Annotated in this window: 20 protein-coding genes; 3 read left to right on the top strand and 17 right to left on the bottom strand. The window is 63.7% G+C overall.

Going from position 1 to position 23382, the window contains the following annotated elements; all coding sequences use genetic code 11:
• Positions 1 to 470: 470 nt before the first annotated feature.
• The 10 genes from ACVOMF_RS16180 to nudE all read right to left on the bottom strand — a co-directional run bounded on the left by ACVOMF_RS16180 (position 471) and on the right by nudE (position 7886).
• Positions 471 to 1013: a hypothetical protein gene (locus ACVOMF_RS16180; protein WP_303747130.1), complete on the bottom strand. Its 543-nt coding sequence runs from the start codon at positions 1011 to 1013 to the stop codon at positions 471 to 473.
• Between the two features lie 790 nt (positions 1014 to 1803).
• Positions 1804 to 2199: a glycine cleavage system protein GcvH gene (gene gcvH, locus ACVOMF_RS16175; RefSeq protein WP_282270622.1), complete on the bottom strand. Its 396-nt coding sequence runs from the start codon at positions 2197 to 2199 to the stop codon at positions 1804 to 1806.
• Positions 2200 to 2285: 86 nt separating this feature from the next.
• Entirely contained in the window at positions 2286 to 3407 is a 1122-nt protein-coding gene (gcvT, locus tag ACVOMF_RS16170) for a glycine cleavage system aminomethyltransferase GcvT (protein ID WP_481510177.1), read from the bottom strand.
• A gap of 90 nt (positions 3408 to 3497) precedes the next feature.
• The gene (locus ACVOMF_RS16165; RefSeq protein ID WP_481510176.1) at positions 3498 to 3929 is read right to left on the bottom strand and encodes an NfeD family protein; all 432 of its coding nucleotides are present in this window, start codon (positions 3927 to 3929) and stop codon (positions 3498 to 3500) included.
• 3 nt (positions 3930 to 3932) lie between these two features.
• Positions 3933 to 4901 carry an SPFH domain-containing protein gene (locus tag ACVOMF_RS16160; RefSeq protein WP_481510175.1) on the bottom strand — a complete coding sequence of 323 codons (969 nt, stop codon included), beginning with the start codon at positions 4899 to 4901 and terminating at the stop codon, positions 3933 to 3935.
• A 68-nt stretch (positions 4902 to 4969) separates the two neighbouring features.
• Complete coding sequence (locus ACVOMF_RS16155) at positions 4970 to 5272, bottom strand: Mpo1-like protein (protein ID WP_481510174.1); 303 nt, start codon at positions 5270 to 5272, stop codon at positions 4970 to 4972.
• 39 nt (positions 5273 to 5311) lie between these two features.
• Complete coding sequence (locus ACVOMF_RS16150) at positions 5312 to 5635, bottom strand: YnfA family protein (RefSeq protein WP_481510173.1); 324 nt, start codon at positions 5633 to 5635, stop codon at positions 5312 to 5314.
• Positions 5632 to 6453, bottom strand: a complete 822-nt coding sequence (gene mazG / locus ACVOMF_RS16145; RefSeq protein WP_481510172.1) for a nucleoside triphosphate pyrophosphohydrolase — start codon at positions 6451 to 6453, stop codon at positions 5632 to 5634. The genes ACVOMF_RS16150 and mazG overlap by 4 nt, the downstream gene beginning before the upstream one ends.
• 78 nt (positions 6454 to 6531) lie before the next feature.
• Positions 6532 to 7341 carry a 3'(2'),5'-bisphosphate nucleotidase CysQ gene (gene cysQ, locus ACVOMF_RS16140; protein ID WP_481510171.1) on the bottom strand — a complete coding sequence of 270 codons (810 nt, stop codon included), beginning with the start codon at positions 7339 to 7341 and terminating at the stop codon, positions 6532 to 6534.
• Positions 7338 to 7886 (bottom strand): ADP compounds hydrolase NudE, encoded by a 549-nt coding sequence (nudE, locus tag ACVOMF_RS16135; protein ID WP_481510170.1) that lies wholly within the window; start codon positions 7884 to 7886, stop codon positions 7338 to 7340. The genes cysQ and nudE overlap by 4 nt, the downstream gene beginning before the upstream one ends.
• Before the next feature lie 124 nt (positions 7887 to 8010).
• Between nudE and ACVOMF_RS16130 the strand changes: the two genes are divergently transcribed.
• Positions 8011 to 8778 (top strand): 16S rRNA (uracil(1498)-N(3))-methyltransferase, encoded by a 768-nt coding sequence (locus ACVOMF_RS16130; protein WP_481510169.1) that lies wholly within the window; start codon positions 8011 to 8013, stop codon positions 8776 to 8778.
• Between the two features lie 193 nt (positions 8779 to 8971).
• Here ACVOMF_RS16130 and ACVOMF_RS16125 read toward each other — a convergent pair whose 3' ends face one another.
• The 7 genes from ACVOMF_RS16125 to pilG form a co-directional block, all read right to left on the bottom strand.
• Entirely contained in the window at positions 8972 to 9448 is a 477-nt protein-coding gene (locus tag ACVOMF_RS16125; protein WP_282271128.1) for a chemotaxis protein CheW, read from the bottom strand.
• A gap of 25 nt (positions 9449 to 9473) precedes the next feature.
• Positions 9474 to 10817 carry a chemotaxis protein CheB gene (locus ACVOMF_RS16120; protein WP_481510168.1) on the bottom strand — a complete coding sequence of 448 codons (1344 nt, stop codon included), beginning with the start codon at positions 10815 to 10817 and terminating at the stop codon, positions 9474 to 9476.
• Entirely contained in the window at positions 10804 to 17670 is a 6867-nt protein-coding gene (locus tag ACVOMF_RS16115) for a hybrid sensor histidine kinase/response regulator (protein ID WP_481510167.1), read from the bottom strand. The genes ACVOMF_RS16120 and ACVOMF_RS16115 overlap by 14 nt, the downstream gene beginning before the upstream one ends.
• A gap of 108 nt (positions 17671 to 17778) precedes the next feature.
• Positions 17779 to 19815: a methyl-accepting chemotaxis protein gene (locus ACVOMF_RS16110; RefSeq protein ID WP_481510166.1), complete on the bottom strand. Its 2037-nt coding sequence runs from the start codon at positions 19813 to 19815 to the stop codon at positions 17779 to 17781.
• Between the two features lie 41 nt (positions 19816 to 19856).
• Positions 19857 to 20387 carry a chemotaxis protein CheW gene (locus tag ACVOMF_RS16105; RefSeq protein WP_481510165.1) on the bottom strand — a complete coding sequence of 177 codons (531 nt, stop codon included), beginning with the start codon at positions 20385 to 20387 and terminating at the stop codon, positions 19857 to 19859.
• The gene (locus ACVOMF_RS16100) at positions 20387 to 20749 is read right to left on the bottom strand and encodes a response regulator (protein WP_282271119.1); all 363 of its coding nucleotides are present in this window, start codon (positions 20747 to 20749) and stop codon (positions 20387 to 20389) included. The genes ACVOMF_RS16105 and ACVOMF_RS16100 overlap by 1 nt, the downstream gene beginning before the upstream one ends.
• A gap of 19 nt (positions 20750 to 20768) precedes the next feature.
• Positions 20769 to 21170, bottom strand: a complete 402-nt coding sequence (pilG, locus tag ACVOMF_RS16095) for a twitching motility response regulator PilG (RefSeq protein ID WP_057628851.1) — start codon at positions 21168 to 21170, stop codon at positions 20769 to 20771.
• Between the two features lie 241 nt (positions 21171 to 21411).
• Here pilG and gshB point away from each other — a divergent pair, with 241 nt between their 5' ends.
• Positions 21412 to 22359, top strand: a complete 948-nt coding sequence (gshB, locus tag ACVOMF_RS16090) for a glutathione synthase (protein ID WP_481510164.1) — start codon at positions 21412 to 21414, stop codon at positions 22357 to 22359.
• Positions 22359 to 23249, top strand: a complete 891-nt coding sequence (locus ACVOMF_RS16085) for an energy transducer TonB (protein ID WP_481510163.1) — start codon at positions 22359 to 22361, stop codon at positions 23247 to 23249. Before gshB ends, ACVOMF_RS16085 begins: the two co-directional genes overlap by 1 nt.
• Positions 23250 to 23382: the final 133 nt, after the last annotated feature.

The following is a 23382-nucleotide window of genomic DNA, read 5'->3' as shown; positions in this document are numbered from 1 at the left end:
CCCCTTGCCGGCGGAAATGGGTGGTCCCTGTTCCTCGGCTGCGGGCTTTGTGTCCACTAAGGTCGCGGCGGCGGTTGGGCCCAGCCTTGCTCGGCAGGGCTCTACCCGCACGACCTCAGCCATCGTGCAGGAACGGCACAAGCCGCGAAGTAGACAACCACTGAACGATCCGGGGCAGTCGGATTGCAAGCAAGCAGAACCGTAGAGCCCAGATCTCCCACCGACACGCAGGCATCGTCCGAGCGGATGCATCGCCGGCTGCGCGGCTTACGCCGCTCCCATAAACCAAATCTCCCCAGCGGCGCGCTGGAATGTCGACCCGCCCATCGACAGGCTGCTGCCGAGCATGGCTCGGCACTACCGACGCGGTTGGCCTGATCGGCACGAGTCACTTCGGTCCGCCCATAAAAAAACTCCCTCCCCGCTGGGCAGTCGGGGAAGGAGTTTCAGGTATTGCTAGTGGAGCTGGATCAGATCAGCGGCGCCGGGGTAGCCGGCAGCGCAACCGGAGCGGCCTTCTTCTTGCGAGCGGCCGGCTTCTTCTTCGCAGCAACCTTCTTGGCGGCCGGCTTCTTGGCGGCAACCTTCTTTGCAGTCTTCTTTACGACCTTCTTGGCAGCTGCCTTCTTGGCAACCTTCTTGACGGCCTTCTTAGCTACTTTCTTGACGGCTTTCTTGGCAGTTGCCTTCTTGGCAACCTTCTTTACGGCCTTCTTCGCTACTTTCTTGGCGGCTTTCTTGGCAGTTGCCTTCTTGGCAACCTTCTTTACGGCCTTCTTGACGGTCTTCTTGGCTGCTGCCTTCTTGACGGTCTTCTTGGCTGCTGCCTTCTTCACGGTCTTCTTGGCGGCTGCCTTCTTCACGGTCTTCTTGGCAACAGCCTTCTTGGCGACCTTCTTCACTGCCTTCTTGGCGGTTGCCTTCTTGGCAACCTTCTTCACGGCAGCCTTCTTGGCGACTTTCTTTACCGCCTTCTTGGCGGCCGGCTTTTTAGCTGCTTTCTTCGTAGCCATGGTTTGTTCCTCGTCAGTGATCTATGGAATTGAAATGCCCAGTTGAAGCAAATCCGCGGTGTTCGGCGGAGGACCGACGACGCGTCTAGCGCATCGTTACGGATACAGAAACACCCACAACGGGTCCCGCTGCAGGTGCCAGATAGAAATCAGGGGGGTGTTTCGCGGAAGGAAGCGAGTCCTGCTCCACCATCAAAAAAATCCTGGCGGACGTCCAAGTTGTGCTTCGCGTCTGAATGTTGATCCGGCTCACTCGCTTCCGCAGGAAAGGTCTGCTGGGCGAAACCTAATCACGGTTTTTTTTACTGTCAACTATCTTTGCAAAATATTTTTCGGAAGCCTTCAGCCTTCCGCGTCCGGTCGCGTGCCGCTACAGCCCGCCGTGCACACCCGCCGACGCTGCACTTACGCGCTCCTGAAAAAACACAAAGTAAAAAAACATCGGTAAAAGCGCACTATTCTTTTCAACGTCGGCAGCACACACCTGCATCAGCACTACTCCATCTGCATCTCAAAGCATGCGACCAACGCCCGCCATGGGCCGCTTCGGTCGCCCCAAAAAAAGTTTGCCGAAGGCAAGGCTTTAGCTGCGCGACGGATCATTTTGCGCAAACTTTTTGGACCACTTCGCAGTCTGCAACGACACCGATCGGAACCACTTCGCGTCCATCGGCATCCGCTTCGACGCACCATCGCCAGCCACTCATCACCACCGATCATCACGTGATGCTGACACCGACATAAAAAAAACGGCCGCTGGTAGCGGCCGCTTTTCGCATCACGACAGGACTCAGTGGTCCTCGTTTTCCAACATCTCGGCATAGTCGTCCGGACCGAGCAGGTCGTTCAACTGATCCGGATCGGACAGCTCGACCACGTACAGCCAGCCGTCGCCGTAAGCGTCTTCGTTGATGGTTTCCGGCTTGTCGGTCACCGCTTCGTTGACTTCGACAACGGTGCCGGACACCGGGCTGTAGACGTCGGAAGCAGCCTTCACCGACTCGACCACAGCGGCACCAACGCCAGCCTGCACGCTGTCACCGACAGCCGGCAGTTCGACATAGACCAGGTCACCCAGCAAGCCCTGGGCATGATCGGAAATACCGACGGTAACGCGGTTGCTGCCTTCGACACGGGCCCACTCGTGGGACTTGAGGAACTTGAGGTCGCCAGGGATCTCGCTCATGGAACTACTCCGGAAAAACGGTGGTCGGGATGAAGCGCTAGTTTAACGAACCGGAAGCAAGGTCGCTTCCGGCCCGGTGCTACAGGTCAAAGATTGATGCCGGCCTGTGCCTGGCCGTCACGCACGAACGGGAACTTGACGATACGCACCGGCACTTCCTTGCCGCGGATGTCCACCCGCACATCACCCGGCGCGCCGGCCGGCACGCGTGCGAAGGCAATCGCCTTGCCCAGCGTCGGTGAGAAGGTACCGGACAGGATCTCGCCTTCGCCATTGGCGGTGAGCACCTTCTGGCCGTGACGTAGCACGCCCTTCTCGTCCATCACCAGGCCGATCATCTGCCGCGCGTTGCCGGCTGCCTTCTGCGCATCCAGCACGGCGCGACCGGTGAACGCGCGCGGCGTGCCATCGGCCAGATCATCCAGCGCCACGGTCCAGGCCAGCGCCGCCTCGTACGGGGTGATGGTTTCGTCCATGTCCTGGCCGTAAAGATTCATGCCGGCTTCCAGCCGCAGCGTGTCGCGCGCACCCAGGCCGGCCGGCTTCACGCCGGCAGCCAGCAGTGCATTCCAGAACGCGACCACCGCACTCTGCGGCAGCAGGACTTCGTAGCCGTCTTCGCCGGTGTAACCGGTACGTGCGACGAACAGTTCAACACCGTCGGTGGAGCTGACGTCCAGTGCGGCGAAGCGACCGAGCTTGTCCAGTGCGGCGCGATCAGACTCGGCCACCAGGCCGGCGACCAGTGCACGCGCCTGCGGGCCTTGCACGGCGATGATGGCCAGGTCTTCGCGCTCGATCACCTCGACGCCGAAGGCTTCGGCGTGCTGACGGATCCAGGCCAGGTCCTTCTCGCGGGTGGAGGCGTTGACCACCATGCGGAACATGTCTTCGGCGAGGAAGTAGACGATCAGGTCGTCGATCACCCCGCCCTGCGCATTGAGCATGCACGAGTACAGGGCCTTGCCGCGGACCTTGACCTTGTCGATGGAGTTGGCCAGCAACTGGCGCAGGAACTCACGGGTGCGCGCACCCTTCAAGTCGACCACGGTCATGTGGCTGACGTCGAACATGCCGGCGGCGGTGCGGACCAGGTTGTGCTCGTCGATCTGCGAGCCGTAGTGGATCGGCATGTCCCAACCGCCGAAGTCGACCATCTTGGCGCCGAGTGAGCGGTGGGTTTCGTTGAGCAAAGTCTTCAGGGTCATGGCCGTTCCACACTAAGGGGACCGCCATTATCCCAGATGGTTACTTTTAAAACCTGCGGCACTGCCACAACGGCAGTACCTCAGCGGCATTCAGACTGGCTGCACCTTCAGCGTCATGCCATCCACGGCCACCACCCGCACTGCGCTGCCCTGCGGCAGGTCGGGGCCGGCGACCACCCAGAACGCATCGTCCACCTTGGCCCGACCGACGCCGGCGCTGATGGCTTGATCCAGCGTCACCACCCGCCCGATCAGTTGTTCGGCACGGCGATTGAGCAAGGGCTGGTCGCTGGGCCGTGCCCGCTGCCGGAACCAGGTGCGGTAAACCTGGATCGAGACAAAGCTCAGCACCACGAACAAGATCACCTGCAGCAGCACGCTCATGCCGTCGATTGCCCATACGGTGAGGAACACCGCCGCTGCAGCGATGCCCATCCACAGCATGAAGGCACCCGGCGCCAGCGCCTCGGCGGCGAACAAGGTCACCGCCAGCGCCGCCCATATCACCACTTCCCAGCGCATGGCTCAGCGCCCCAGCGGCGGCGGGTTGCCGCGTGCCGGCTGCTTGGTTTCGCCCTCCTTGGCGAAAGCTTCCTTGGCCAGTTCCGAGATACCGGCAATGGAGCTGATCACACCGGTGGCCTCCATCGGCATCAGCACCAGCTTCTGGTTGGGCGAGTTGGCCAGTTCACTGAAGGCTTCCACGTACTTCTGCGCGATGAAGTAGTTGATCGCCTGCACGCTGCCGTTGGCAATCGCGTCGGACACCATCGCCGTCGCCTTGGCCTCGGCTTCGGCCAGACGCTCGCGCGCCTCCGCATCGCGGAACGCGGCTTCCTTGCGGCCTTCGGCCTCCAGTACCGCCGACTGCTTCTGGCCTTCGGCGCGCAGGATCTCCGACTGGCGGATACCTTCGGCCTCCAGCACCGCTGCACGCTTGTTCTGTTCGGCCATCTTCTGCTGCTGCATCGACTGCACCAGGTTGGCCGGCGGCTGGATGTCCTTGATCTCGATGCGGGTGACCTTGACGCCCCACGGATTGGTGGCATGGTCGACCACGTTGAGCAGCTTGGCGTTGATGGTCTCGCGCTGGCTCAGCGATTCATCCAGGTCCATCGAGCCGATCACGGTACGGATATTGGTCTGCACCAGGGCGATCATCGCCACTTCCAGATTGGCCACTTCATAGGCCGCCTTGGCCGCATCCAGCACCTGGAAGAACACCACCCCATCCACCCGCACCACCGCATTGTCCTTGGTGATGACGTCCTGGCTGGGAACGTCCAGCACCTGCTCCATCATGTTTACCTTGCGGCCGACGCCGTAAACAATCGGGATCAGGAAGTGCAGGCCGGGGCTCATCGTATGCGTGTACTTGCCGAAGCGTTCCACCGTCCATTCGTAGCCCTGCGGCACCATCCGCACCGTCTTGAACAGCACGATGATGCCGGCCACCACGACCACCAACGCCAACAACCCTGCTCCGCCGCCCATGAGACCGTTCCTTGTGCTGATTGATGTGCCGAGTATAGCGACAGCCCCGGAAACCACCGGGAAGGCGTTTACAGGCGCACCCGCCCGCGCAGGATGTCGACGAACATCACCCAATCACCGGCAAATGAATAGAAGGGGTGGCGGAAGGTCGCCGGCCGGTTCTTCTCGAAGAAGAAGTGCCCCACCCAGGCAAACCCGTAACCGCATAGCAGTGCGAACCACAGCCAACGCAGCTGGCCGGTCCACAGCAGCATCGCGACACAGAGCAGCACGCCGCAGCTGCCGATGAAATGCAGGCGGCGACTGACGACGTTGCTGTGTTCGCCCAGGTAGAACGGGTAGAACTGGCGGAAGCTGCTGAAACGCGACATGGCCGGCATCCAGGACAGGATGCGCCCAGCATAGGCGTTTCAGTTGCTGCGTGGGGCGAACATGATTACCGCCATGCCGAGCAGGCAGAGGCCGCCGCCGAGCAGGTCCCAGCGGGTGGGCTTGACCGAGTCCACCAGCCACAACCACAGCAGCGCCACACAGACATAGACACCGCCGTAGGCAGCATAGACGCGCCCGCTGGCGGTCGGATGCAGGGTCAACAACCAGGCAAACAGGGCCAGGCTGGCGGCAGCCGGCAACAGCAACCACGGACTGCCCTGCTGTCGCAGCCACACCCACGGCAGATAGCAACCAACGATCTCCGCCAATGCGGTCAGCAGGAACAGGGCGAAGGTTTTCACTTCGCCGCGTCCTTTTCATGATGCTTGACCTGCTGCCACAGTTCCTCCTGCTGCTGCAGGTCGAGCTGCGACATTGCGTTTCCCTGCCCAGCCGCCAGCGCTTCCATTGCACGGAAGCGGCGCTCGAACTTGTGGTTGGCATGACGCAGGGCGGTGCCGCTATCGACCTTCGCGTGGCGGGCAAGATTGGCGCATACAAACAACACATCGCCCAGTTCTTCCTGCAGGCGCGTGTGGTTGTCCACGCCAGTGGCGGCAAGCTCGAACTCGGCCTGCACTTCGTCGATTTCCTCGCGCAGCTTGTCCAGCACCGGTACCGCATCGGGCCAATCGAAGCCGGTTCGGGCGGCACGCGACTGCAGTTTGGTGGCGCGCAGCCACTCCGGCAGTCCACGCGAAATACCGGCCAATGCCGACCCATCCTGCTCGCCCTTGGCGGCGCGTTCGCTGCGCTTGATCTCGTCCCAGTTGGCCAACACCTCGTCGGCATCGCTGACCTCGGTATCGGCAAAGATGTGCGGGTGACGGCGGATCATCTTGTTGCTGATCGATGCCACCACATCACCGAAATTGAATGCGCCCTGCTCGCTGGCCATCTGCGCGTGGAATACCACCTGCAGCAGCAGATCGCCGAGCTCGTCCTTCAGATCCGGCAGGTCGTTGCGGTCGATGGCGTCGGCCACTTCGTAGGCCTCTTCGACGGTATACGGCGCGATGCTGGCGAAGTCCTGCTCCAGGTCCCACGGGCACCCGCCATTGGGATCGCGCAGGCGCGCCATGATCTGCAGCAGGGTATGGATATCGGTCAATTCGGACATGCGCGCATCACCTTGGGTACGAATACGCCGGCAATTGCCGGCGTTTGAAGTTCACTGCAGGCAGCCAGTGGCTGGGCGTCAAAGCCCTGCCACCCACTCCTGCCACGGCAACGAGGCATCACCCAAGGCAACGAAGTCGCCATTGAGCAGACGCGGGCGTTGGTTGTAGGCGAACGGCACACCGTCATCGGCGGCCAATACCACTCCGCCTGCCGCTTCCAGCACACACTGGCCGGCGGCGGTATCCCATTCACTGGTTGGCCCAAGGCGCGGGTACACGTCCAGCGTACCTTCGGCGATGCGGCAGAACTTCAACGAGGAACCCTGCGCGACCAACTCGATCTCGCCCATCCGCGCCAACAAGGTGGCCGTACGGGCACTGGCATGTGAGCGGCTGGCGGCGACCCGCAGCGGCGATGCCGGTGGCACACGGGTGTAGATCGCATCCTGCTGCTCACCGCTGCGGCGCCAGGCCTGGCCACCGCGCTGTGCATGCCAGATGACCTCGGTGACCGGTGCCTGCACCACCCCAAACACCGATACGCCCTGCTCGATCAGCGCGATGTTGACGCTGAATTCGCCATTGCGCTTGATGAACTCACGGGTGCCGTCCAGCGGATCCACCAGCCAATAGCGCTGCCACTGCCGACGCACTTCCCAAGGCAACTGCGCGGATTCTTCAGACAGCACCGGGATATCCGGGGTCAGCTGCGACAGGCCTGCAACGATCAGCCGGTGGGCGGCCAGATCGGCCGTGGTGACCGGACTGTCGTCGGACTTGTGCTCGATATCGAAGCCACTGGCATAGACCTGCATGATCGCCGCGCCTGCGCGTTGGGCAATATCCAGCACGCCTTCGCGCAGCACGTCATCTACTACTGCGCTCATGCGCCACCTCGCAGCCACTCACGGGCAATGAACAGGGCCGCCAGCGAGCGTCCCTCGGAAAAATCCTCGCGCAGCATCAGCTGGTCCAGCTCGGCCAGCTTCCACGGCACCACTTCCAGTTCCTCGGGCTCGTCGCCGGGCAAACGCTGCGGATACAGGTCGCGCGCCAGCACCAGGGTGGACTGATGACTCATATAAGTAGGCGCCAAGGTCAGGCTGCGCAGCGCATCCAGTTTGCGCGCGCCATAACCGGCCTCCTCCTTGAGTTCGCGGTCGGCCGCTTCGATCGGCGTTTCGCCTTCATCGATGCGCCCTTTGACCAGGCCCAGCTCGTAGCGATGCAGGCCGGCGGCGTATTCACGCACCAGCAGCACAGTCTCATCATCGAGCATGGGCACCACCACGACAGCGCCGTGGCCGCCGCTGACAAGCCGCTGGAAATGCCGGCGCTCGCCGTTGGAAAACTCCAGATCCAGCTGCTGCTGGCGGAAGGGACCGATGTGTTCTTCGACCACGTTGTGGATCTGTGGCAGGCGGCGACTCATGCGCCACTCCAGGCAAAACGACGGCAGACCGATAGAATGCGCATTGGCAGATACGTTTTCATGACGTTGAAATGCTAGCAGACCCAGCCGCTCCCCACGCGGCACAGCCTTTGCGAGAACTCCCATGCGCCTTACCCGTAGCCCGATCGAACTACCGCTTGCCGTCGGCCAGACCCTGTCCCTGCCGGAGGATGTGGCCAACCATCTGGTACGGGTGATGCGTCTGCGCGAGGGCGAAGGCTGCATCCTGTTCAACGGCGATGGCAACGACTATGCAGCCACCCTCAGCGCGATCAGCAAGCGCGAGGTACAGGTACACATCGACAGTGCCCAGGCCGTCGACAATGAATCACCGCTGGCGATCACCTTGCTGCAGGGCATTGCCAGGGGCGAGAAGATGGACCTGATCCTGCAGAAGGCCACCGAGCTCGGAGTCAGCCGCATCATCCCGGTCAATGCCGAGCGCACCGAGGTCAAGCTGGATGCGGCACGGGCCGAGAAGCGCATCGCTCACTGGCGCAACGTGGTGGGTTCGGCCTGTGGCCAATCCGGGCGCGCGCGGATTCCATCCATTGGCAGCCCGCAGGCGCTGGCCGCGGCCGCCGCGGCACTGCCCGAGCAGACCCTGCGCCTGACCCTGGACCCGTTGGGCGAACACCGCCTGATCTCGCTGCCCGCCGCGCCAGCCAATGGCGTGGTGATAGCTATTGGTCCTGAAGGTGGCTGGTCGCCGCGTGATCGCCAGCAACTGAGCGAGGCGGGCTTCCAGGGCCTTCAGCTGGGCCCGCGCATCCTGCGCACGGAGACCGCCGGCCTGGCCGCAATCGCGGCCCTGCAGGCGCGGCTGGGGTACCGTTTGGGCGGCGCGGTGCTGGGTTGGGGGGTTACCTAAAACCCGGTGGGCGGTTTGGGGTGGGGGCTTATGCGGCGAAGCTGGCATCGTTGAAATCGCCAACCGGTCTGCAATCTGATGAACAGTGAGCTTCGCGGCGTACGCCGCTCCCACAATGCCGAGGATCGCCGGGAAAGCCTCTGCCGAGCATGGCTCGGCACTACAGGTGCCCGATGCGGGTGCCTCGTGCTGGTCAGGCTACGGCTTCTGCCAGGGCGAGGATGACCGCGCTTTCGACCGCGTCCAGGTCAGGCAACAGCGCGCTTTGTTCGCCCAGCAATACGCGCATGTGCACGCCTACCGGCAGGCTTTCTTCTGATGCGTCGGCCAACAGGCCGTCGCGGGGTACCGCAATCAGCTGCGGGAAGGACTGGGTCAGCAGCGCGAAATACGGTAGGTCCGGGTTGCCACCCAGCGCCTTGAGCACCACCACCTTGTTGTTGCTGGTCACCATTTCATTGCCATGGCCACTAAGCCCGGCATAGGACAGCAACGGCACGCTCCAGCCATGCCACGCGATCTGCCCGACCAGCCACCCGGGGGTATTGGCAATCGGCTCGACCGCCACGCGCGACATCATTTCCGCAACCGTCGCGTTGGGCAGCAATACGCGCTCGGTACCGGCCTGTATCAGTACCCCGCGGACTTCATCGTTGTTTGCGTAGCTCATCGTCAGTTCCTGGGTCGCGCTGCGGTCAGGCCGCGCAATGCACAGCCAATTCGGCGGCGAGATATTCCGGATCACCAGCGTTCATGCCAGCGACAGCGAGCTGGCTGGCAGCGGCCGGGTCATAGCACCCCTCGCCGATCTGACCCGCCACCCAACCACCCTTGCCGGCAAATTCCAGCACCGGCGCAACCATCGCCACATCGGCGCCGCTGAGCAACAGCACCGCACTGCGGTCCGGTTGCAGGGCGCCGAGCAGATCATTGGCTTGCGCACTGAAGCGCAGGCCTTCAGCTGTCGCCTCGACGCCGATGACATCCGGAAGAATGTAGACATCGCCGGGAACCAGGTTCTGGCCGGGGTCGGCCAACGTGACCGGCAACGGCGTCGCCCTTGCCATCTGCTTGACCAGATTGGCGTAGCGGCCACCATCCAGACGCAGTTGCACCAGCACCGGGCGTGCGAAGTCTTCAGGTAGGCCTGCCAGTACGCGGCGCACCGCATCCGGACCGCCGATACCAGCAACCAACAGCACCGCTCCATTGCCTTCGGCTGCATCTTCATCTATCTCGACCAACGACAGCTCGCTGTTGAGCAGGCTGGCCAAGGCCGGCGGCGGCACTGGCGAGCTGCTGGTAACGGCAGGCGTCGTCTCGTAGCCGTCGTCTTCCAGCAGCGACCAACTGCTGAAGTCGCCAACCGAAGTCTTTTTGCTTTCAGCTTCAACCGGCGTAACAACCAGCTCCGGTGGCAGTGGCGGTGGCGTGCTCAATGACTGCGGCAGCGACGGCTGCGCCGCTCCTGCGATCAGTTCCTCGAACGACAGCACTTCCGGTCGCGGTTCAAGCGCGCTCGCCGGTGCCACATAGATTTCGTCGGCTGGCAGGTCGTAGGCCTGCACCTGCGCCTCATCAAGATGGAACTGCAGCGGTGCGTCCATATGCCCGTCGGCCGGACGCGGCGGTAGACCCGGCTCCAAGGTAATTGCCGGCTCCGCCTCTTCATGTTCCAGGCCCGGCGGCAGCACGTTGTCGTGGCCCTGCAGCTTGGCGGCCAGATGACGGATCCACCGCTGTGCTTCCCAGCCTTCGCGACGCGCAGCCAGCTCGGCTTCCTCAAACAACAGAGAAAGCTCTGGTGTCTCCAGCACCGATTCCAGCCGTTCCAGCGCGTCCTCGACTGCCGGCTCCAGGGCCACCAGCACTACCTGCGGCGCGGCCGAGGTGAGCGCCGCCGGCTCCAGCTGGTTGGGGTCTTCTTCCAGCACGATGCGGCCGCCAGCGGCGACCAGCGCCTCGCGCAGGCGATCACGGGCGGCACCGGCACGGGCCAGCAGTGCAACCGGCTTGGCAGTGTCGTCAGTCGCGTGCACGGGCGATCCCCAGCAGGTCATAGACATTGCGCATCAAATCCAGCTCCTGGTACGGCTTGCCGAGATAGCGTTGCACGCCGATCTCGAATGCGCGTTGGCGATGCTTGTCGCCACTGCGCGAGGTGATCATCACGATCGGGATGTTCTTGTAGCGCGGATCAGCACGCATCGCGGTGGCCAGCTCGTAGCCGTCCATGCGCGGCATCTCGATATCCAGCAGCATCAGATCCGGAATGCGCTCTTCCAGCTGCTCCAGCGCTTCCACGCCATCGCGGGCCACCGCTACATCCAGGTTGTGACGCTCCAGCACACGGCCGGTGACCTTGCGCATCGTCAGCGAATCGTCGACCACCATCACCAGCGGCACGTGGCGCTGGCTGTTGGTTTCGGTGTGTTCCACCAGCTGCTGCGGCTGGGTGAGATGACGACGCACCAGCGGTGCCACGTCCAGGATCACCACCACGTTGCCTTCACCGGTGATCGTGGCGCCGTAGATGCCCGGCACCGACGCGATCTGCAGGCCCACCGGCTTGACCACGACTTCGCGGTTGCCCAGTACCTGGTCGATCGCAACCGCTGCACGCAGGTCGCCAGAGCGCACCAGCAGCAACGGGATCTCGGCCTGACCTTCGGCCTTGGCAGCAACCTGACCCACCAGGGTGCCGAGGTTGTACAGGCTGAAATCTTCGCCGTTGTAGTGGTAGCCGCCCTGCCCGGACTCGAAACGCTCGCGGGAGATACGGCCGATACCGCTGACCGATGCCACCGGCACCGCGTAGGTGGTTTCGCCGATGCGGACAAACACCGCCTGGGTGACTGCCAGGGTCTGTGGCAGGCGCAGGGTGAAGGTCGCGCCCTGGCCACGCACCGAGTGGATGTCCACCGAGCCGCCAAGCTGGCGCACTTCGTTGCGCACCACGTCCATGCCCACACCGCGGCCAGCCAGCTGGCTGACCTGTTCGCTGGTGCTGAAGCCGGACGCAAAGATCATCTGGTCCAGCTGGGTATCGTCGATCTGCTCGCCGCTGCCCAGCAGGCCACGCTGCTCGGCGCGGCGACGGATCGCCTCGCGGTCCAGGCCGGCACCGTCATCGCCCACTTCCAGCACGATTTCCGAACCTTCGCGGCGCAGACGCAGGGCGATTTCGCCTTCTTCCGGCTTGCCTGCGGCAGCACGTGCGGCCGGCTGCTCCAAGCCGTGCGCAACGGAGTTGCGCAGCATGTGCTCCAGCGGCGCGACCATGCGGTCCAGCACATTGCGATCGAGTTCGCCGTGGGTGCCTTCCAGCTTCAGGTGCACCTGCTTGTCGGTCTCCTGCGCGGCCTGACGCACCACGCGGCGCAGACGCGGCACCAGACCATCGAACGGCACCATGCGCGCGCGCATCAGGCCATCCTGCAGTTCCGAGCTGACACGCGACTGCTGCTGCAGCAAGGTGTCGTAGTTGCGCGACAAATCGTCCAGCACACCTTGCAGACCGCCCAAGTCGGCCGCCGATTCGTTCAGCGCACGGCTGAGCTGCTGCAGGGTGGAGAAACGGTCCAGTTCCAGCGGATCGAAGGTCTGGTCTGCCTGCTCATGCTCGCGGCGGTAACGCGCCACGATCTGTGCTTCGGTTTCCAGGTCCAGACGACGCAGCTGGTCGCGCAGACGCGCGTTGGTGCGATCCAACTCGGCCATGGCGCCACGGAACGCGCCCAGCTGCTGCTCCAGGCGCGAGCGGTAGATCGCCACTTCGCCGGCGTGGTTGACCAGGCTGTCGAGCAGGTCGGCGCGTACACGCACCTGTTCCTGTCCGCGCGGGGTGCCTTCTTCTTCGTTGCCGGCCTGCTCTTCGCGAAGCGGTGCAGACAGCGGCTCGATGGCGGCCAGCGGCTGCGGCAGCACCTCGACGGCGGCAACACTTTCCGGTGCCGATTCGAGCGCGGTCACAGCTGCTTCAACCGGTGCCTGCGCGGCTTCGGCGCGCCCATCGGTACGCGCTTCGAAGGCCTCGATCAGGTCGGTCGGCATCACTACCGCGCGATGCTCGCCGGTGCGGATCAACAACTGGTGCAGACGGTCGAAACCGCGCTCCAGCAACTGCACGTCGGCGCGGGTGATCTCGGTGCGGTTGGCTGCAACCGCCTCCAGCAGCGATTCGATAGAATGGCCAAGGTCGCCGATGGCATTGATGCCGGCCATGCGTGCGCCACCCTTGAGGGTGTGCAGGTCACGCTGCAGGCCAGCCAGCGCTTCGCGGTCTTCCGGTGCGGCGCGCATATCGTTGACCAGACCATCGCAATGGTCGAGCAGGTCCTTGCCTTCCTCGACAAAGATATCGACCAGCTCGCGATCCAGGTCGGCGAAGTTCAGCGGCCCCGCGTCCAGCTCGTGCGCCACAGGCGCGGCGGCCTGTTCCGGCAGCGCTGCGGTCAGCGGTGCCAGCACGGTCTTGGCGACGAGGAGGGCTTCAACAGCGGCTGGCTCAACTACGTCGCTCGCAGCCACATCATCAAGCTGTGCGGCTTCTTCAAGCTGCTCGGCTTCTTCAGTCGCCAGCGCGTCCTCGACCGAAGCATCTTCTTCGCTCGAAGCGATCTCTTCGATCACGACGATCTCTTCGGCAGCGACTTCTGCTTCTACTTCTGCTTCTGCCTCAGCTTCGGTTTCGGCTTCATCAGCAGATACCAGCTCCAACGCTGCATCCACAACCGGTTCATCGCCAATCACAGCAACATCATCGGCCCGGGCCACGTCGATCGATGCCTGTACGGCAGTGTCATCGATGACTTCGTCGTGCTCCGCGGCTACATCAGCCTGCTCTTCGACCACAGCCTGTTCAACGGCGTGCGCTACCGTCAGCTCGCCTTCTTCAGTCTGCTCAGCCAGGCTTGATACCTCGGTTTCGGCATCAGTCGAGCCCAGCTGCGCTGCGCCGACGGCAACTGCAGTCGCGCCGCTAGCGATGGCCAGGGCGCGTGCGATCACGCTGTCACGATCATCCAGACCACTGGACGCTTCCAGAGTTGCCGACTGGCTCGGCTGACTGTCCTCGACCTGCGTGTCGACTGCATCAGTTGCAAATGCGGTGTCCGCATCACTGCCGACAGCCGACTCGGTTGCGATCTCGCCAGCTTCTACAGCGAGCTGCGAATCGGTAGCTTCTGCGGCCTGCTCCGGCTCCTCGGCGTCGTCTGCAACACCCCAGGTCGAGGCCCGCACTGCGTCGTAGTGATCCTCGGCCTCGGTGGCATGCTGCGAAACAGCCGGTTCGGTGACCTCAGCCGATTCGGCGATGTCGTTCTGTCCGGCCGCTTCGTCAACGGCAACCACATTTGCCAGTTCGCTTTCGACAACGGCTTCGACCGGCTCCGACAACGATTCAGCAGCAATGGAATCACCGCTCTCGACCTCGTCAAGCGCGCCGTGCTCGGCCGCGTCAGCAACCGGCAGCAGGAACTCGGGTTCTGCTGCAACAGGCAGTTCGGTGGTTTCCACCAATACGACGCTGCCAGGCGTCTCATCCAGCAAGCCGGAGTCGAAGTACGCAGACAGGTCTTCGGTGCCAACCGCGTCGGAGCTGATGCTGCTGTCCGCCGAACCTGGTGACTGCACAGCCACCACATCGTCAGCAGCAAGCTCGTCTTCGGCCAGCATCGGCGGCCACTTGCCATCCGGCAAGGCATCAACCAACGCCTGCAGACGTTCGGCCACACCCGGGAACGCGGGGATGCGCGGCGAGTCAGCCCGCAAGGCCGTAATCGTGGCGTGCACCGCCGCCGCCATCTGCGCCAGCGCATCCACGCCCGCGGCAGTCGGCGTAACCGCCGCTGCCAGCGAACGCTTGACGAAAGTTTCCGCCGGGCTGGTGATCTGGGTGATCACCGGCACATCGGTCATCGCGAATGCACCGCTCATGGTGTGCACGGCGCGCAACAGGTCCTCGGACACCGGCTGCGGCTGTGCAGCCGAGCCAGCCAACCAGGCATTGACCGTGACCAGATGCGCGCCGATCTCGGCTTCGAGAATCTCGCGCAGCACCTCATCCACCGACGCAGGGGTACCTTCCGCATCGTCGATTGCGATGGCTGCTGCAAAATCGCTTTCCGCCGGCTCGACGACCGCGATTTCCGGCGCCACCGGCTCAGCCGGCGCGGCCGCTGCAACAGCGCTGGCACCGGTGACGTAGAACGCTTCTTCGCCTGCGGCAATGCGGTCAGCCACATCCTGTATGCCCAACAGGTCGGACTGGATGTTGCCAACGCCGCGCAGCGCGGCATTCAGTTCCGGCAATACGTCATAAGCCTGCGTCACCGCGGCCATTACGGCCGGGCTGGCGGGGCGGCTGCCGTCGAGCACGCGGTTGAGCATGCTCTCGATCTTCCAGCTGAACTCGCCCAGGGTGCGTGCACCCACCAGGCGCCCGCTGCCCTTCAAGGTATGGAATACGCGCCGGACCGGGCGCAGACGCTCCATGTTGGCTGGTGCAGCGCGCCATGCGGGCAGCAGGTTGCCAAGGTTCTCAAGTTCTTCGTCGAATTCCTCGATGAAGACGTCACGGATGTCCTGATCGATTACATCGCCGCCATCGATGAAGCCGCCATCAAGCTGCTGCGCCGGCGCGGAAGCACGCGTCGGCGCGGCAGCACTGGCAGCACTATCGGCAACTTCCGCCGTAACCGGCTCAGGCTGCAACTCTTCAGGTACTGCGAACGGATCGAAGGCCTCGGCAGCTGCATCAAGCTGCGCCATGAATGCAGCGGTTTCCATATCCAGCTTGGACACAGCTTCCGCCGGCATGGATGCCGGTTCGATCGGGGCGGATGCCCGTTCAAGCGGCGTGGTCGCCAGCTCCCAGTCGTTTGCCGGCGATACCGGCGTGCTCGTTGCACCATCGATCACCGGGTTGACGGCTTCCAGCTCCGGGCTGAAGAACACATCGGTGTCGGCAAACTCAAGGTTGACCAGCTCGGCATCAAGCACGCCGGTGCTGGCAGGCTCGGACGCCTGCACTGCTGCTGTATCAGTACCGTCCAGCGTCAACAGCGACGCGTCGAAGTGATAGCTGTCGCTCGCGCCGGCAGACGTCGCGTCCTCGGCGGCGACCGGGTCGAAGCTCGCGGCAAACGACGTCGGTGCTTCTGCGCCATTCGAATCCGCCGACTCCTGGCCTTCAAGCACCATCGGCGCCAAGCTGAAACTGCTCGCAGCGGCATCCAGTGTCTCGGCGGTCACTGGATCGAATGCAAAACTCTCGGCTGCAACATCTGCTGCCTGCGATGCAGACTCCGCAGGCGCGTCCACAACCTGGACCGGTGTGACTGGGGTTGCCACGGCATTGATCGCCGCGCCAAACACCAACGGGTAATCAGCGACAGCGGCCTGCGGCTTTTCTTCCATTTCCAGGGGCGGCAACGGCGGCGGCACGGCCGCTGCAGCGAGGATCGCTGCCTGTTCGACGGCCGGCGTTGCTTCGCTCGCCGTTTCGACAGTTTCAGCCGGTGCTTCGACCACATCCGCAGCTACCGAATCGGCCACGGCGATGCCTGCGCTGTCCGCAACGGCTGCGGTGCTCAGGTCGGCAACCGCCGTCTCGACAACAGCACTGTCGGCCACGGTCTGCTGCGACGGAATCGGCCAGTAACGCAGGGTTTCCAGGCTGGTGCGGGTGATATCGAGGATTTCCTCGCGGCCCGGGCGGCGATCGCGCAGGGCTTCAAGGAAGTACTCCAAGCTGGCCATGGCGTCGGCCAGGGTGTCGAGCTGGCGGCCGCTCGGGATACGCTGGCGTGCGATCAGTTCGACATCGATGTACTGGCGCACGGCCTGCAGGTAATCGGCCGGCGCCGGCATTTCCAGCATGCGCAGTGCGCCGGAGACCTCGCCCAGCAGACGTGGCACTTCGGCCAGGCGGGCATGGTCCCAATTGGTCTCGATGAAGGCGACAAAGGATTCGCGCGCAGCGGTGAAATTGGCGATGGCTTCATGCGCCAGCACTTCCACGGTGCGGCGCGTCTCCACCGAACCCGCATCATCTTCACCCGCGACGTTAGCGCCCAGGTGGGCAACCTGCTCGTCCAGCGAGGCGTCCACATAGAGCAGCGCGCCGGCGATATCCAGCAACAGGTTGTCATCGATCTGACGACTGCCGTTGACGACCTCGTGCAGCGCATCGCGCTGCTGGGCAACGATGCCACGGGCAACGCCCAGGCCCATCACGCCCAGGGTATCGGAGACGGCGCCCAGCTCATTGACCTGCACCTGCAGGTCGGCCGGATTGCCATCCATGCGCATATGCAGATCGAGCGCATCCTTGATGCGCATCAGCTCTTCCTTGACCGCACTGCCGACGGTATCGAGCAGCTCGCGGTTACGCCCGCTCACGCTGCCACGTGCGTGCTCAAGCTCGTCCGGGCTGGCGTCGCTGGCATCGGGATTGAAGGCGAACAGCACGCTTTCATTGATGCCTTCAGCGCCGCGTGCCGCGCGGATGTCATTGAGCAACGGCAGCAGCACGATCGGGATATCACGGTGGCCGTTCTGCAGGCGCTCCAGGTAGTCGGGCAGCAGCACGGTGCCGCGCATCAGCGTGGCGCAGGCCTCATCGCGGTCGGCGACGCCACCGTCACGCACCGCATTGGCCAGCAGTTCCAGCTCCTCGGCAACCATCGCTGGCGCATACAGCTCTACCATCCGCAGCGTGCCCTGCACCTGGTGCAGGTAACCGGCGCAGAAACGCATGCGACTGGAATCGCTGGGATCCTCCACGAACGCCTCGACCTCGTTGCGCACCTGGCGCAGGGTCTCGTCCAGCTCGGGCTTTACCCACCCAAGAGCTGCGTGGCTCATCGCATCGCGCAAGGTACTCATCGCACTCCCCCGTGCAGCATCAATTGCATGCCGTCCGGGCGGCCCTGCGTTGCGTTGTGACGAAACTTCATCTGCTGATTCCTCTGCATCCCCGCCCGATCAGTCCGTTCAGGCCGGCAACTTGAAGTCGGCCACCGAGCGGCGCAGCTCTGCCGCCAACTGGTTCAACTGACCCAGCGAGTCGGCGGTCTGCCCGGCACCCTGCGAGGTCTGGCCGGTAATCTGCCGGATAACGCCCATCGTCTGGGTGATGTCGGTAGCTGCCGAGGCCTGCTGGTTGGCGGCGATGGAGATGCTTTTAATCAAGTTGTTGAGTGCGTTGGACACGCGCTCGATTTCGGTCAGTGCGGTACCGGCGTCTTCTGCCAGGCGCGCACCGGACACCACTTCGGCGGTGGTCTGTTCCATCGAGGTGACCGCTTCGTTGGTATCGGCCTGAATCGCCTGCACCAGACCTTCGATTCGACGGGTTGCGCCGGAGGTACGTTCTGCCAGGCGCTGCACTTCGTCGGCCACCACGGCGAAACCGCGACCGGCTTCACCGGCCGAGGCTGCCTGCACGGCCGCGTTCAATGCCAGGATGTTGGTCTGCTCGGAAATGTCGTTGATCAGTTCCACGATCGAGCCGATTTCCTGCGAGGACTCACCCAGGCGCTTGATGCGCTTGGAGGTTTCCTGGATCTGGTCGCGGATCTGGTCCATGCCCTGGATGGTCTGCCGCACCACGCCGGCACCTTCGGTCGCGATGACCACCGAGCGCTGCGCCACTTCGGCCGACTCGGTGGAGTTGCGCGACACCTGCTCAATGGAGGTGGCGATTTCGCCGATACGGTCCGAGGCGCTGGTGATTTCGTCGGCCTGGTGGCCTGCGGCCTCTGCCAGCTGCATTGCCGTTGCCTGGGTTTCCTGTGCCGACACCGCCACCTTGGAGGAGATGTCGTTGATGGTGGTCACCAGGTGGCGCAGTTCGTCCACGGCGTAGTTGATAGCGTCGGCGATGGCGCCGGTCATGTCCTCGGTCACCGAGGCCTTTACCGTCAGATCACCTTCACCGAGCGAGCTGATTTCGTCCAGCAGGCGCATAATCGCCTGCTGGTTGCGGCTGTTGAATTCCACCTGGGTCTGGTAACGCACGTCCTGCTCACGCGAACGGGTGCGCACCGTACTCCAGACGAAGCCAATGATCGACAGCACCGACAGGCCGCCGAAGATCACGCTCCACCAGAAGTTCGGGAAGATACGGGTATCACGGGCCGAACCGAAGGCCGAGAACGCATCGAACAGCTTGCGGCTGCTCTCCAGCATCTTGTCCGAGCCGGTGGCCAGTGCGGCCGCCGAGGACTGTGCAGCGAACAGGTTGCGCGAGCTGGCCAGAATCGCGTCGGCATCCTTCTTCATCTTTGCCCACTGGTTGGCCGATTGTTCCAGCGCAACCTGCGCATTGGCATTGCGCACGGCGGAAATGCCCATTTCCTCATTGCCGTTGCGCAGGCCTTCCAGCACCTGGGTGAACACCACCATGTCGCGTGCCAGCGCGTCGCCTGCGCCGCTCGCACCGGCACCGCCAGCGCGGATTTCGGTAACGCGGCGGGCCATGGTGCCAACCACCACCACCTGCTGCAGGCCGTTGTAGACCTGCGAGGACTGGGCACCACCGGCGGTCATTGCCCGCACCACTTCGTTCAACTGTGCCTGCAGCTGCGGCACCGCGCCGACGAAGGCATCGGCATTACCGGCAAGGGCCAGCACGGCCGGCTCGGAGGCAACAATCTGCTCGGCGTTCTTGGACAGCGGCTTCCAGGTATCGACCAGCGCGCTCAGCGGGCCGGACACGCCAGTCTCATTGCCGTAACGGCCCTGCAACTCGCTGACCGTACTTTCCACCTTGCTGCGCGTGTCCTTGAACGCTGCGTAGCTTTCGCGGCTACCGGCCACGGCTTCACGGCCCTGGTTGGCCAGCTGCTGTGACAGCACCTGCAGATCGGCGGCGCCGGTACTGGCGCCGGCCAGTCGACTGCCCTGCCAGGTGGCCACGCCGGTGTTGGCACCGAACACGACCATCGAGAGCACCAACAAGCCCAACCAGAAGTTGGTGCTTACGTTGCCAAGCTTGCCAGTCTTGGCGGCTTCAGGAGCAGTACTCATCGTTCGACCTCGGTCTCAATACGAAGAGGCAAGCGCGCCGATCAGGCGGCCGCTTGCCGGAATTCAGGAGTGCGGGAAAGCAGCGACAGCGAAAACACACCCCAGTCACGGCCTTCATCATGGAAGGCGCGTTCGACGAAGTGCGCGTAACGGCCCTGGGCGATGTCACCAGCCGGCACCTGCATCGGTGCCTCGAAGCTGCGCTGGCCATACAACTCGTCGATCACCAGGGCCACGTCACCGCCGCTCTGGCGCATGATCAACACGCGCTGGCCTTCCTGTGGCGGCGTACGCTCACCTTCCAGGAAGTTCTTCAGGTCCACCACCGGGAACAGGTTGCCGCGCAGGTTGCCCACGCCCAGCAACCAGGACTGCGCGCCGGGAACCGGCGTGACCGGCGGCATCGGCACGATTTCCACCACTTCGCGGAAATCCGAGACCAGATGCCGGCTGCCAACGCGGTAACCCACGCCACGCCAGACATCCTGCGAAAAGCTGCGCTCGGGCAGCTGTACCGCGTGCGCCAGACTGCGGCGTTCGTAGGCTTCAAGGATGTCGAATGGAGAACGCATCAACCCACCAGTTTGTTGATCCGCGCGATCAGATCATCCTCGCGCGGCGGCTTGACGATGTAGTCGCTGGCGCCTTGACGCATGCCCCAGGCCTTGTCGGTTTCCATGCCCTTGGTGCTGACGATCAGCACCGGGATGGCACGCGTGGACTCGTCACGCGACAGCGCGCGGGTCGCCTGGAAACCGCTCATCCCCGGCAACACCACGTCCATCAGCACCAGCTGCGGAGCCTGCTCACGGGCAATCTGCAGGCCGTCCTCGGCGTTGTCAGCCGACAACACCTCGTGCCCAGCCTTGAGCAACCACTGTGTAAACACCGCCCTGTCGGTCGGTGAGTCCTCGATCAAAAGAATTCGAGCCATTTTGTGCCTTTCCCCCTGGTCAGGCGTTGACGTATGTGCGGATGGCACCTAGTAGTTCGTCGCGGGTAAATGGCTTGGTGAGGTATTGCTCGGAACCGACGATGCGGCCACGGGCTTTGTCGAACAGGCCATCCTTGGACGACAGCATGATCACCGGCGTCGACTTGAACAGCTGGTTGCCCTTGATCAGCGCACAGGTCTGATAGCCATCCAGCCGCGGCATCATGATGTCGACGAAGATGATTTGCGGTTGCTGGTCGGCGATCTTGGCCAATGCCTCGAAACCGTCAGTGGCGGTCACCACTTCACAACCTTCACGTTTGAGCAGTGTTTCAGCTGTACGCCTGATCGTCTTCGAATCATCGATGACCATCACCTTCAGCCCTGCGAGTTCCCCACCCGCAGCCATGTTTTCAACCATTAGTTCTTCCCCGAACGCGCGACCGATACCGAGTGCGATATTGCCGCGAAAGCGCATCTATATCCCAGCCCAGCCGCTAACTGTCAAGCGATGCCGACAGGACTTGACTGATCCTCAATGTAATGTGACTCAGTTCTCAATAAAAGCGCAGCACCATTCAGCCTCAGCGTTCCGCTTTCCGCGCTGTGCGGCCCCGCCCTGAACGGCTAACATCGTCGACCAGATCTGCTGGATTCAAGTCATGCCTTTAGACGTCATCGTGGTGATGGACCCCATCGCCGACATCAAGATCGCCAAGGACACCACCTTTGCCATGCTGCTGGAAGCCCAGCGCCGCGGGCATCGGCTGCACTACGTGCGCCCCGGCGGACTGTCCCTGCACGGCGGCCAGGCCCAGGCCGAGGTTGCCCCGCTGCATGTGCGCGACGACAAGGCCGGCTGGTTCAGCCTGGGCGAGTTCGCCCCGCTGGCATTCGGCCCGGGGCAGATCGTGCTGATGCGCAAGGACCCGCCATTCGATGGCGAGTACCTGTACGACACCCACATCCTCAGCGTCGCCCAGCAGGCCGGCGCCACCGTGGTCAACGACCCGCAGGGGCTGCGTGACTTCAACGAGAAGCTGGCCGCATTGCTGTTCCCGCAGTGTTGCCCGCCGACCCTGGTCAGCCGCAACGCGCGCGAACTCAAGGCCTTCGTGCTTGAACACGGTCAGGCCGTGCTCAAGCCGCTGGATGGCATGGGCGGGCGCTCGATTTTCCGCAGCGGCACCGGCGACCCCAATCTCAACGTGATCCTGGAGACGCTGACCGATGGCGGCCAGCACCTGGCCCTGGCGCAGCGCTTCATCCCCGACATCAGTGCTGGCGACAAGCGCATCCTGCTGATCGATGGTGTACCGGTGGACTACTGCCTGGCGCGCATCCCGCAGGGCGACGAATTCCGCGGCAACCTGGCCGCTGGCGGCCGTGGCGAAGGCCGCCCACTGAGCGAACGCGACCACTGGATTGCTGCCCAGGTTGGCCCGGAAATGAAACGCCGCGGCATGCGTTTTGTGGGACTGGATGTGATTGGCGACTACCTGACCGAAGTCAACGTCACCAGTCCCACCTGCGTGCGCGAGCTGGATGCGCAGTTCGGCCTGAACATCGCTGGCCAGTTGTTTGATGCCATCGAGGCTGGCCTGGCCTGATGTATTCCCAGCCTGACGTATTGCCCGCCGCGCCGCGGGTCAGCGAGCAGCAACGGCTGACCGCCACCCTGGTGCTGTCCACGCTGGTGCATGGCTTGCTGATCCTCGGTGTGGGCTTTGCAGTAAACGACAACGCACCGCTGGTACCGACGCTGGATGTGATCTTCAGCCAGACCAGCACGCCGCTGACGCCCAAGCAGGCCGATTTCCTGGCCCAGGCCAACCAGCAGGGCGGCGGCGACCACGACAAGGCACAGCGCCCACGCGACTCCCAGGCCGGCATCGTGCCGCAACTGCAGAACGGGCTGGCACCGGTACCGCTACAGGCGCAGAGCGCGGCCGCGCCACCGCCGCCACAGGCGCGCATCATCACCAGCACCCAGGGCAAGGACCCGGTTGCGACCGCACAACCCCAGCCCTTGCCGGATCGCCCCGATGCCAACGCGCCGATGAGCGCACGCGAACAACGCGATGCGGCGATGGCGCGACTGGCGGCCGAAGTGCATCTGCGCTCGGAGCAGTACGCCAAGCGCCCCAACCGCAAGTTCGTCTCGGCCAGCACCCGCGAATACGCCTATGCCAACTACCTGCGCGCCTGGGTCGACCGCGCCGAGCGCGTCGGCAACCTGAACTATCCCGACGAAGCGCGCCAGCGCCGGCTTGCCGGCCAGGTGGTGATCACCGTCGGCGTGCGCCGCGATGGCAGCGTTGAAAGCAGCCGTGTGTTGCGCAGCAGCGGCGTGCCCCTGCTGGATGCCACCGCCCTGCGCGTGATCGAGCAGGCGCAGCCGTTCCCGGCATTGCCAGAGACCAAGGACGATATCGACATCCTGCAGGTAACCCGCACCTGGATGTTCCTGCCCGGCGGGCAGTTGCACGACGATCGCTGAGCGACCTGTCCCTTTTTTTTTTTTTGTGGGCGCGTAATACGCGGCTATGTTGTAAATGCCCTACCAACAAAACTTATCGCATTCTTTTTTTGCGTGAGCTTGGGGGCTTACGCCGCCCCCACAACCATCACAT

The sequence above is a fragment of the Stenotrophomonas sp. STEN022 genome (assembly GCF_056760155.1).
The sequence above is the reverse complement of the archived record's forward strand: the minus strand, read 5'-3'. Positions and strand labels throughout refer to the sequence as shown.